This window comes from Vibrio sp. 10N.261.55.C5 (assembly GCF_041470505.1).
GTDB lineage: Bacteria > Pseudomonadota > Gammaproteobacteria > Enterobacterales > Vibrionaceae > Vibrio > Vibrio crassostreae_C.
Genome location: NZ_JBFRMS010000030.1, coordinates 68,887 through 79,913, shown reverse-complemented (window position 1 = coordinate 79,913; position 11,027 = coordinate 68,887). Strand labels below are relative to the sequence as shown.

The window sequence follows — 11,027 nt, the reverse complement described above, 5'->3', positions numbered from 1 at the left end:
TCCTCCTACTCGATTTTGTGCAAATTGTCTTGAATTCTTTGAATCTAGAGCATCATCTCCAATACATAGTTCCTAGAGACAAAGTGATGTTTAAGTGCGGCACTGATATGCAGCACAATTAAACAGGCTAGGGCAATACAACTGGCACGATGTAAATAGAAAAAGAAGCCGTTGATTGCAGAATCGGTAATTAGATTATTTACGCTCACTAACCAAAATAAAGAGTACGGTTCTTTTAGCATTAAGTAGCCGGTGCTGAAAACCATAAACATCACAAGATACATCAAAGAGTGTGCAAGCTTGGCAACGCATTTTTGCCCTTCAGGCACAGAGGTTGGCATGCTTGGCGACGAGCGAAAGTGGCTCCAGATATAACGAACCACAAGCAGTGGCGTCGCAACGGTCGCCAATGACATGTTGAGCACTGACAGAAAAGAAAACAGCTCTGGATGACTGGTGACATAGTGCATCACATACCCTGAGATTGTTGCATAGATGATTACAGAAGCCATTACCCGGTGCAGTACACGGCTTACTAAATCGTATCGTGGATTATTCAAATTAACCTCGTTCTGATCGTTATTAATATAAGATTCATCTCGATGCAATAAACCATTTTTCGGTATATTCGCATCGCGAATTAATCATATAGAACAGTATTACGCGGTATTTTTATAATTTAGAAATTAATGATGTTGCTTCAGGTGTTTTATAATTATCAATGATGTTTTAGAGTGTTAATTCCAATATGGACATAGCAAACTTGTCGACTTCCTAGCTTGTATGCCTATTACGAGATACAGTTAGTCTAAAGATAAATATATAAGGAATGTATAATGCTTCGAATCTTATTGATTGCAGTTATCTCGGTGTTCAGCACGATGAGTTTTGCAAGCGAAGAGGTTAAGTACTCGGAACAAGAGTATTTGGATAGACCGCTGATGGAACGCTATATCTTGGATGAGTTGAAGCAGCTTCGAATGGAACAGCAGGATCTTGAAAGACGCTTGACCATTCAGATGACTGACCGGGAACTGACTGTGGCAGACAAGTCTCTGAATTACGCCAATGTAACCGTAACCTACTTCTTCTACATTATTGCTGGTGTGGCCTCTCTTATCGCGCTGGTGGGTTGGCAATCCATCAAAGAGCTTAAACACACAACTCAAGACATGGCTGATAAGCGACTTAATTCTATCGCTCAAGACTATGAGAAGAAGTTTAATGTTCTTGAACGGGATCTTAAGCGCAAGACCAGAATCATTTCCGACAACAACCGCGAAATTGAAATTATCAATGAGATTCATAACCTATGGTTGAGAGCACAGAACGCACAAACGGCAGAGCAAAAAATTGAAATCTACGATGAAATACTGAAGGTTCGTCCTGGAGATTTAGAAGCACTTACTGCCAAAGCTGACGCTGCTATGGATATACAGGAATACCACTGGGCAATGAGTCTTTGTAACCGTGTATTAGAAGTCGATGACCAAAATGCTCATGCCTTGTATCAACGTGCTTGCGCCTATGCTCGATTAGGGGCAGAAGGTCAAGCGATCGATGACTTAGAGCGCGCTATTGAAGCCAGTGGGTCCATGAGAGAGCTGCTAACTGAAGAGCCGGACTTTGAGATGCTGCGAGGCTTAGAACGCTTCGAAGTACTTCGTGAAGAGTAATATGAGGTAAAGATCCGTGTTAACTAAGGTGGTGGGCTTTGCATGCTCACCATACTTTCACACCTATCGCGCTATGGTTTCTTACATTTCATTTATTTTTTTGATTTAATTGTTATGTTATAACACTTTCTAAGTTCCTCGTTATAACCGCTAAGTATTTTATGAAGTTCCTCCGTATTGGTCTGATCGTTACTGCGATCAGCGCATTTTCCCTTGCTGCTTTGCTCTCTTTTCACTCCAAACCAGCACCAGAAATCTCTATCAAAATAACACCTTACCAAGGTTCTCAACCTAATGATAAGGAAGTCATCGACTCGCAAGCGACTCCCAACTCTTTGGTTAAGGTCCATTATTTTGTGAAAGTTGGCGATACCCTCAGTAACATATTCGAGTCATGGAATCTGCCTTATGAAACGGTTCATAAGATCATGGAAGCGGATCTTGAATCTTTGAAACTCGATACGATAAAACCTGGTGACCATCTAGAGTTGCTTTTGGATAGTGCCTCAAAACAGCTTGTGGAGCTGATTTATCACGAGAGTTTGGTTGAGCAAGCAGCCTTTACTCGAAACGATGATGGTAGCTTCACCTATAAATTCCACGAGATCCCAGGCGAATGGAAAGAAAAACTCTATGCGGGTAGTGTTCACGGTAGCTTTTCAACGTCAGCCTACAAAGCGGGGTTAACTACTAACCAGATAGCCAATATCACCCGCACACTAAAAGACAAAGTCAACTTCGCTCGAGAGCTGAGAGCTGGTGATAGCTTCAATGTATTGGTCAAAGAGCAGTACACGGATGATCACCTAACGGGTAAAACAGAAATTCAAGGTATCTCAATTCAATTAAGAAACCGAGAAGTCGCAGCTTTTCTAGCACCAGATGGTCTTTTTTATGACAGAGAGGGAAATAGTCTAGAGCAAGCCTTTGATAGATACCCAGTCGACAGAAAATTCCGAAGAATCACTTCTTCGTTCAATCCGACACGAAGACACCCAGTAACTGGGCGAATCTCACCGCACAATGGTACCGACTTTGCGACACCTGTTGGTTCACCTATCTATTCAACTGGTGATGGTCGAGTGGTGGCACTTCGTGACCACCCGTATGCTGGTAAATATTTGGTGATTGAACACAACAGCATATATACGACGCGTTATCTTCACTTGAGCCGCTTCTTAGTTAAGAAAGGTCAGCAAATTAAGCGAGGTCAGAAAATTGCGCTATCGGGTGCTACTGGTCGTATTACTGGCCCGCACTTGCACTTTGAGGTATTGGTTCGTGGTCGCGCCGTCGATGCGATGAAGGCGAACTTACCAATGGCAAGCTCAATTATGCCTAAAGATAGAAAAGAGTTTTTGGCTCGAATTGCCTCTTTTGATGCCATGATTTCTGAGCCAGAAGATCGTGCGAGTTAGAGATATTCAAGCCTAGTTTGGCAGCGAATACAATAACGCCCCTTAGCTAGCGATTCAGCTAAGGGGCGTTTTTCTAGGTAATCGCATGATTTAGCGAGTGATTCAGTTAAGCAACCACCACTGCCGTGCCACTAGCAGAGACCATCAACATGCCATTACCTGTTCCCAAGACTTCGTAATCAATATCTACGCCTACCACCGCGTTGGCACCCGCTTCAATCGCTTTCTGTTCTAACTCTTTGAACGCGTAGTTACGTGCTTTTTCCAGTTCTTTCTCGTAGGTGCCAGAACGTCCACCCACAAAGTCACGAATTCCTGAAAACATATCTTTGAAAACGTTCACCCCTAGAATGGCTTCTCCGGCAATAACCCCTTTGTAATCGACAATGCGCTTGCCTTCGACTGATTGTGTGGTGGTAATAATCATAATGGCCTCTTGTAAGCTTGCTGAGCTGTCACTCGCTTATTGATTGATAGTTTGGTCTTGCTCTTGAATGTCATCGTTCAGTGCTGTCTCTGAGCGTGTGAATTCATGTCTTAACCATGTTCTCAGTTTTAGCACACTTTCTTGTTTTAATTTGTTTTTTGGGCAAACAAAGTAAAAATCTTGGTGCGGGTTAGCAACCGGTTTACCCAGTTCGACAAGCATCCCGTGGCTGATGTCATCCTTCACAAACAAGCGATGTGTAACCAATACGCCTAGTGAACGAATCGCAGCTTGTACTGCTTGAATGGAGACATCGAATGTCAGGTTGCTATGGAATGTGGGCATTGGGATTTGGTAATTGTCGCACCACACTTGCCAGTCGTGTTGTCGCCTGAGGTTAAAAACGCCAATGGTCGGGTTTTGTTTGACGAGTTGTTCGACGCTCAATCCGGTCTGGTTTTTTAATATCGTAGGGCTACACACCAAGATTAGGTCATCGTCGCCCAGTTTCTCGCTGTAATATTGTTCCCACTCGTTGGGTTTGCCATGTACAAGCGCAACATCGACCCCTTCCTGCTCGATATCGAAAGGGCCAGTTAGCGTCGAAATGCGGATATCAAGTGAGGGAGCGAAGGCTTGGAAGTCGGGAACTCGTGGGATCCACCAGTGCATCGCGAGCGAATTGACCATGTTGAGGGTAATGCGGTGGTCGTTAGGCGTTCTGGCAAGCTCTTCGGTCGCCTCTATCACTTGCTCAAGTGCGGGAGCAACTTTGCGGTAATATCGCTTACCTGCGGCATTAAGAACAACACGACGACCGACTCGTTGAAACAGAGGCTTGTTGACCAGTTGTTCTAACGACTTTATCGCTTGGCTTACCGCAGAGTGACTGACGTACAATACCCGCGCGGCGTCGGTCATGCTGCCAGTCTCAGCAACAGCAATGAAAGCATAAACGGATTTAAGCGGAACGAGTTTTTTCATTGGTAAGTTTTCCTTACAGTTATAGTTAATATTACTCGCTATTTTTCATTACGTCACGCCTCTAAAATAGATGTCATAGGAGGTGATAATTATGTCTGATATTACCAAGGCGACGACTTTCATGTTGTTGTCGACGTTCAGTTTGTCTTTAAGTGGCTTGATGGCCAAGTATCTATCTGAAGTGATGCCCACTTCGTTACTCAGTTTTGTGCGTTTTTTGTTACCCAGTCTGTTTTTATTTCTTTTTCTGACTTTTTACAAAATCAGCAAGCCGACACGAGAAATGTGGAAACCTTTGGTGATGCGAGCGATCTTTATGGTGGCGTGTCAGTGGTGTTTCCTTACTTCACTGCAAACCTTAACGCTGGTTGAAGGGGTTGTGTTATTCAGTACGGGTCCTCTGTTTATTCCGTTGTTAGAAAAGTTAATATTTAGAACCAAGATTCATACAACGACGATCGTGTGTTTAGCTGTCACTTTTGTTGGCGTAGTGATGATGGCGGGGGATTGGTCGCAGTTTGAGTTGGGTTCTGAGTTCTTTAGACCTGCGCTTCTGCTTGGACTTCTCGCGGGGGTATTTAATTCTGGCTCGCAAGTGAGTTTGTACCGAGCGTCTAAAACTAGCCTGACACCCGCAGAGCTAAACGCGTGGACGTTCTTGGTCGCGGCAATCATTGTGATACCGATGGTTGTGTTTACTTCTGTTTCTGCTGTACCAGATGTACTTCAGGGGGATAGTGTGTATGGAGCTTTAACGACTTTGCTGTCGTTTGATGATTTGCGTTGGATTGGACTTGGTGCATTTGGACTCGCACTGTTTACCATCAATACTCAAATTTTCCGATCCAAGGCTTATAAGCTTGCAGACAGCGGTTCCCAGTTGGCACCACTGATTTTTACTAACATGCTGTTTAGCGCCTTATGGCAGGGTTTGTTCTTTGATGATGTGTTTTCTACTCAGCAGATGATTGGCATTAACCTGATTGTTGTGGCGAGCATTACCAACACACTATTAGCGAAGAGACACAGCAAAGAAAAAGCCAAGCAAACGCCTCGAGTCACAGGGGCTGTAGCGACTGTAGTGGACGTTGCGGTATTGGACTCGGCAGCTAAAAGCTAACCATTGAGTTATGGCTTATCCTCTGAATGGTTAATTTAAAACTTAGAACAATGAGCGTATGTATTCTTTTACTCGGTCGATGTGTTCGTGCGGGTCAATCTCGCAGCGTTGGTTCATTTCTAGGAATCGCTCAGCGTATTTATCGTAGATTTTGTTTTCCAAAAACAGTAAATACAACTTGGGATCGATATGACCGCTGGTGGCCATGTCGGTCATGATGTTGAGTGATTCGCTTAAGAGTTTACCTTTCTTATAAGGGCGATCACTAGAGGTGAGCGCTTCAAAGACATCAGCAATTGCCATTGCTCTCGACGGCAGAGGTAACTGGTCTTCGTTTAAGCCTCTTGGGTATCCCTTACCGTCGATACGTTCGTGGTGTCCGCTGGCGATATCCGGAATGTTTTGAAGGTAAGGCGGGTAAGGCAACTTGTTGAGCATGGTGAAGGTTTGGATAATATGATCGTTGATCATGAAACGTTCTTCATCGTTTAGCGTACCACGGCGTACTTTCAAATTGTGCAGTTCACCTTGGTTGTATTTAACTTCTCCGGGCTTAAGTACAAACGCTTCTTGCCATACATCGGCAGGGTTAAAGCCATTGTCCCAAGGTATTTTATGCTCCGGTTTGTCTGCAAGCAGAGGCTCCATGACAGGCAAACCCTTTTCCTGACTTGTTGGCTCAGTTCTCTCTTTCTCAACCGACTCTTTTTGGGTATTAAATCTCTCTTTTTCAGACCAAGACAAACCCAATTGATCATCCAGTGTACGTTTCCATTGGCGTTTGGCTATTTGATCTAAGCGTTCTAGCTGCTCTTCCGTCATAGATTCGCCGCCAAGATTACACTCAGCAACGAAGGCAAACTCCTCATCCAGTTCAGACAGGCTTTGTTCGAGTATTTTGAGTTGTTCTTCTTGTAGTGCACCGTTCGCCATCGCTTTCCAGTAATCGGTTTCCGCTTGCTGTTTCAACAACTCAAAACGCATTCGCACTTCGTGGATTCGGTCGTAAATGGTTTCCAGTTTTGTTGCCTTATCTACCACATATTCAGGCGTGGTCACCTTGCCGCAGTCATGAAGCCAAGCGGCGAGCATCAACTCTTCCCACTGTTTACTGTCCAATGAGAATTGCGGGTAATAGCGGTCATCATCTATGGTTGCTTGAGTTAGCCATTTGGTGAGCTCAGGCACTCGTTGGCAATGCCCGCCCGTATAAGGTGACTTGGTATCAATCGCCGATGCAATCAGCTCAATAAAGGCATTAAGCATGTCTTTTTGTTGCTGCATTTGGTCGATGTTGTCTTTCGCTATTTCCGCAAAGCTGAGCAACTCTCTTAAAAAGGCGTGCTTGTCTGCCTGCATCTTGGTAATTGGTCTCTCATAGCCAATTGCCACAATCCCTACCAACAGTTTCTCTCGGTTTAATAGTGGAAATAGGTACAGGTCTGAATTGAAGATCGAATCTTGGTAATAGTTGAGAACATTGTCTTCTCTGTTCAAATGGATCGTCTCACCAGATTTAAGCTGACACAGCAACCAAGGCGTGTGTTTGATGAAGTCATTGATGTCGGCCTTAAAAGGAAGAATGGCAAGGTTGGCTGCCGTATCAAACACGTCTTTCTCTTTGGATTGAGTGAAAAGGACAATGGTTTCTGCTTTGGTAATTAAATAGCTTTGATGAGCAATGTTCTTGGCTAAGATCGAAAACTCCTGATTCCCGGCGGTGTCTCGAAGTAGGGTAATCAGATCATGAAGCGTGTGTTCCATTAGCTCAATCGAGTGGGCGAGGTTAGCCACTTCTTGAATCATGCTTTTGGGATAATGAGTACGCCTGAAGTCGAACCGAGCGATGTTGTCGGTGAGTTGCATCAGCGTATTGAGCGGCTGAGACAGTCGATTAGCAACAAACCATACGATAGCGAAGCAGATGAACAACATCCCAATCGCAACCGCAACTTGCTTGTCTCGCATCGAGATAAGATCAGCGAGCAGCTCATTGTGTGGCGTCGCTTCTGCCAAGTATAAGGTGACATTTTGAGTCAGTTGAACCGGCGTTAGCGTTAGTGCCCAAGTGTTTAAGTTGTACTCAACGTTTTTTAGATTGAGGTTAAACTTCTCTTCATCAGAGATAAGCGGCGCAATAACGGACGCTTTCAATGCTTCCATCTGTTCACGTTTGGGCACATTAAAGAAGCTTTGGTCTTGCTCACTGCCAGAGAGATTCCCCGTCGTTTGGTTGTTCGTTTGCTCAGTTTTACTTGTGTCATCAGATTGGGAGTCAGGCTTGGGTACTGATAGCTCAAGTTGATGCTGACCGAGAAGATTAAAATGTTGATCGAACAAGGCGAGTCGGGTTTGCGGAGAATAAGCTAATTCACTGATCTGAGAAGAGAGGGAACTCAACGTAAAGTCGGCACCAACCACATGCTTGCCATCGGCAGAACGCCTAGAGAGTGTAATGCCATTGGTTTGCAGGAAATAGAATAGATAGGGCTCAGAGAGTTGTATTGAGCCATCAGGCTTTGCGTTACGAAACCAAGGACGAGTGGTGGGGTTGAACTTACTCTCTGCTTGTCGAGTACTGATCACTTGATGTGCGCCATCAAGATAGGTAATAAAGTTTTCACCGTCTAGATTGGTGCTGCTGACCATCATGGTCGCTTTAGCGGGCGCGCTGTTTTCGGCTCTCTGTTTATTGGTGCTTAATGGACGAAAGATTCTGAAGTCACCATCTTCAGAACCATAAAATAGAGCGACCAAATTGGTGTTTTGCTTGAAGATGATATCGACCGAAGCAAGCCAAGAGTCTTTTTCGACAGCGGAAGCTTGATGAGCAACAAACGGGCTCACCGCCATCACATTTAAGGTTGTGATAACAGGGGCAATGGCTTGTTTAAATACTGATTCCAGTTTGTCGCGGTGCTCATTACTGATCTCGCGCACTGTGCCTAGCAGCAGCTCTTGGGAGTGCCGATAACTAATCGAAATCAATACCGCACCGACAAGTGTTGTCAAAATTAGGAAAAGGCTAGTGATGTGGATACTCAGCGGATATCGTCTTCTTCTCATCTAACACTCCAGTTTGTAGGCTAGTTTAAGTATTGACGAACTTGGGTAGGTTGCAAAAAATTGGCGCAATTACCGAGTGTGTGCGGTTCGACTTAGATAAGACCAAGCGCTGGCTGGCTCTGGTTAGCCACGTATTCCCGTGTCGTGTAAATGAACCAGTAATAAACCTTTATGTTTGGGTGCTAATTGTCACTTTCAGCTGATAAACTGGCCGAATTGTTGCCATTAGGCATTCATTTTCTGAAGTATTCTTTTCCTGAAAGAGATTCAGAGTTACTTTCTGAAAAACGTATTTTGACCGAGCGAAGAGGGCATTGATTCATGGAACTCAAAGTAGATACTCACACCCACACATACGCAAGTGGTCATGCTTACAGCACATTGATCGAAAACGCCAAGTCGGCAAAGCAAAATGGTTTAGCCATGTTTTGTACTACTGATCATTCAGAATCAATGCCGGGCGCGCCACACTATTGGTTCTTCAGCAATCAGCGTGTGCTCCCTCGTTTTATTGAAGATGTCGCAATTATTCGAGGTGTTGAGTCAAACATCATGAACACACAGGGTGAAATCGACATTCATCCGAGTGTGGATAAGAACTTGGATTGGGTGATCGCGAGTTTTCATGAGCCAGTATTTCGCCCATCGGATGTCGCTACCCATACAGAAGCATTGTTGAATGTGATTAAGGGCGGTCGAATTGATGCGCTTGGTCACTTAGGCAATCCTAATTTTGATTTCGATTTCGAAGCCGTTATTCAATGTGCGGTTGAGAACAACGTGGCGATTGAGATCAACAACACCACACTCAAAGGCAATAGCCGAGTTGGCAGTGTTGACCGCTGCTATGAGATTGCAAGAATAGCGAAAGCGAAGGGTGCATTTATTACAACAGGCAGCGATGCGCATTTCTGTTTAGATGTCGGTGGCTTAGACTTAGTCGCAGCATTGTTAGATGAAGTGGGCGTAGATTCGAGTAAAGTGATTACCCATTCGCCAAAGCAGTTCCTAGCCTTTTTGGCCTTGCGCGGTCGTAATGAAATCCCAGAATATTCAGATCTTGTTTAAGAGAATGTCGGCGGGTTTGCATTTCGACACAATCAATTTTTGTGCCTGAAAGATTTTTGTATACACTAGCCGAAAATAATAAAGTCGAAGTGCCACAGTAATGACGGCTCTAACTTCAAAGACACCGCTTCACTTGGAGAAACAATGAAAACTCGCTCAATCCTTTTATCTGGCTTAATCGCTGCTTCAGTATTGTCTGGCAACGCATTTGCTAATGTAGACCTTAAGAAAAACATGCAAGAAATGAAGCTTGCGTTCAAACAAGCGGCAGAAGCTCAAAGCATTGAAGAGATGCAAAAGCCTATCGTTCGTTTAGATACGCTAGTGGCAGAGCTGAAAACGGGTGTTTACCCAGTCGAGAAAGAAGACAACTTCATGGAAGGCTTCAAAAAGATCAGTGCATCACTGGATAGCATTGAGCAGAAGCTAGACCAAGGTGACTTAGCGTCGGCACAGCAAGAACTTCGTACTATTGATGGCCTTCGTGAAGAGTACCATGAGAAGCGTAACCCAAGCATCTGGAGCAAGATCTTCGGTTAATTCGTTAATCATGAACGTTTGCTAGATAGGTAACAAAGAGCAAACCTCAAGATTCGATTTCTAAAACGCCGCCTTACATTACCCTCTTTCGAGGAAGGTGTAAGGCGGCGTTTTTATTGTCTCTTTTATCGAAAGCCTGCTGCAAAGAGATGAGTATTACTTTCTTAGTTTTAGTGTTGTAACCAGTATTTAACGAAAAAGAGTGTGCGTTAGCTTCAATTTTTTAACTTGCTGTTAATCTTTACGTTTACCTATATTCCAAGTCCCTCATAATAAGGGAAATTTATAAAGACTTGGAATAATGCGCCGAACCTCGTTCAACTTCTTCATGTTACTTGCAACAGCATTAAGCTGGGCGCTAGTGACATTAATGCCTGTTATCAATGCTCATGGTAATAGTGCGGGAGTATGGGCGTCGTTATGTACGGTCAATGGCTTTGAATTGGTTCAAATCGAAGAAGGCGAACCTAATACTCATAAAGGAAAGCCGTGTCCGTTTAGCCATTTTTCCACGTTTCACCAAGATGAACTTCCCACTACACTACTGACAACTCGACTGAGTTCTATTGTCTCCGACAGCTACGCTTTTTTGGCTCTAAGCGAACGCTACACGAGGCAAGCCCCGCGCGGCCCTCCCTTTGTTATTGCTTAAACCTAACCCATTAAAATAATTAAAAAATAAAGTATTAAGTAAAGTTAAACATGCTCAGATTACTTTCTGATTTTTC

Annotated in this window: 10 protein-coding genes; 6 read left to right on the top strand and 4 right to left on the bottom strand. The window is 44.1% G+C overall.

The window, feature by feature from the left end; translation table 11 throughout:
* Nucleotides 1–44 precede the first annotated feature (44 nt).
* The gene (locus AB4263_RS12365; RefSeq protein ID WP_372098284.1) at nucleotides 45–560 is read right to left on the bottom strand and encodes a cytochrome b; all 516 of its coding nucleotides are present in this window, start codon (nucleotides 558–560) and stop codon (nucleotides 45–47) included.
* A gap of 276 nt (nucleotides 561–836) precedes the next feature.
* Between AB4263_RS12365 and AB4263_RS12360 the strand changes: the two genes are divergently transcribed.
* Entirely contained in the window at nucleotides 837–1,676 is an 840-nt protein-coding gene (locus tag AB4263_RS12360) for a tetratricopeptide repeat protein (RefSeq protein ID WP_017069419.1), read from the top strand.
* Nucleotides 1,677–1,837: 161 nt separating this feature from the next.
* Entirely contained in the window at nucleotides 1,838–3,094 is a 1,257-nt protein-coding gene (locus AB4263_RS12355; protein ID WP_372098283.1) for a peptidoglycan DD-metalloendopeptidase family protein, read from the top strand.
* Nucleotides 3,095–3,200: 106 nt separating this feature from the next.
* Here the strand turns inward: AB4263_RS12355 and AB4263_RS12350 are convergent, their stop codons facing one another.
* Nucleotides 3,201–3,521 carry a heavy metal-binding domain-containing protein gene (locus tag AB4263_RS12350; RefSeq protein WP_004730185.1) on the bottom strand — a complete coding sequence of 107 codons (321 nt, stop codon included), beginning with the start codon at nucleotides 3,519–3,521 and terminating at the stop codon, nucleotides 3,201–3,203.
* 36 nt (nucleotides 3,522–3,557) lie between these two features.
* Nucleotides 3,558–4,505 (bottom strand): LysR substrate-binding domain-containing protein, encoded by a 948-nt coding sequence (locus tag AB4263_RS12345; protein ID WP_102428808.1) that lies wholly within the window; start codon nucleotides 4,503–4,505, stop codon nucleotides 3,558–3,560.
* A 91-nt stretch (nucleotides 4,506–4,596) separates the two neighbouring features.
* Here AB4263_RS12345 and AB4263_RS12340 point away from each other — a divergent pair, with 91 nt between their 5' ends.
* On the top strand, nucleotides 4,597–5,625 hold the full coding sequence (locus AB4263_RS12340; protein ID WP_372098282.1) for a DMT family transporter: 1,029 nt from the start codon (nucleotides 4,597–4,599) through the stop codon (nucleotides 5,623–5,625).
* A 42-nt stretch (nucleotides 5,626–5,667) separates the two neighbouring features.
* Here AB4263_RS12340 and AB4263_RS12335 read toward each other — a convergent pair whose 3' ends face one another.
* Complete coding sequence (locus AB4263_RS12335; RefSeq protein ID WP_029236400.1) at nucleotides 5,668–8,691, bottom strand: HD domain-containing phosphohydrolase; 3,024 nt, start codon at nucleotides 8,689–8,691, stop codon at nucleotides 5,668–5,670.
* A gap of 321 nt (nucleotides 8,692–9,012) precedes the next feature.
* Here AB4263_RS12335 and AB4263_RS12330 point away from each other — a divergent pair, with 321 nt between their 5' ends.
* The 3 genes from AB4263_RS12330 (at nucleotide 9,013) to AB4263_RS12320 (ending at nucleotide 10,951) form a co-directional block, all read left to right on the top strand.
* The gene (locus tag AB4263_RS12330; RefSeq protein ID WP_017059533.1) at nucleotides 9,013–9,759 is read left to right on the top strand and encodes a phosphatase; all 747 of its coding nucleotides are present in this window, start codon (nucleotides 9,013–9,015) and stop codon (nucleotides 9,757–9,759) included.
* Between the two features lie 144 nt (nucleotides 9,760–9,903).
* Nucleotides 9,904–10,299 carry a cytochrome b562 gene (locus tag AB4263_RS12325; RefSeq protein WP_017059534.1) on the top strand — a complete coding sequence of 132 codons (396 nt, stop codon included), beginning with the start codon at nucleotides 9,904–9,906 and terminating at the stop codon, nucleotides 10,297–10,299.
* Between the two features lie 301 nt (nucleotides 10,300–10,600).
* Entirely contained in the window at nucleotides 10,601–10,951 is a 351-nt protein-coding gene (locus tag AB4263_RS12320; protein ID WP_017064798.1) for a hypothetical protein, read from the top strand.
* Nucleotides 10,952–11,027: the final 76 nt, after the last annotated feature.

Bases quoted from the DNA above. Each gene is read 5' to 3' on its own strand.
- AB4263_RS12360 (WP_017069419.1), top strand. From the start codon at position 837: ATGCTTCGAATCTTATTGATTGCAGTTATCTCGGTGTTCAGCACGATG.
- AB4263_RS12355 (WP_372098283.1), top strand. From the start codon at position 1,838: ATGAAGTTCCTCCGTATTGGTCTGATCGTTACTGCGATCAGCGCATTT.
- AB4263_RS12350 (WP_004730185.1), bottom strand. From the start codon at position 3,521: ATGATTATTACCACCACACAATCAGTCGAAGGCAAGCGCATTGTCGAT.
- AB4263_RS12345 (WP_102428808.1), bottom strand. From the start codon at position 4,505: ATGAAAAAACTCGTTCCGCTTAAATCCGTTTATGCTTTCATTGCTGTT.
- AB4263_RS12340 (WP_372098282.1), top strand. From the start codon at position 4,597: ATGTCTGATATTACCAAGGCGACGACTTTCATGTTGTTGTCGACGTTC.
- AB4263_RS12335 (WP_029236400.1), bottom strand. From the start codon at position 8,691: ATGAGAAGAAGACGATATCCGCTGAGTATCCACATCACTAGCCTTTTC.
- AB4263_RS12330 (WP_017059533.1), top strand. From the start codon at position 9,013: ATGGAACTCAAAGTAGATACTCACACCCACACATACGCAAGTGGTCAT.
- AB4263_RS12325 (WP_017059534.1), top strand. From the start codon at position 9,904: ATGAAAACTCGCTCAATCCTTTTATCTGGCTTAATCGCTGCTTCAGTA.
- AB4263_RS12320 (WP_017064798.1), top strand. From the start codon at position 10,601: ATGCGCCGAACCTCGTTCAACTTCTTCATGTTACTTGCAACAGCATTA.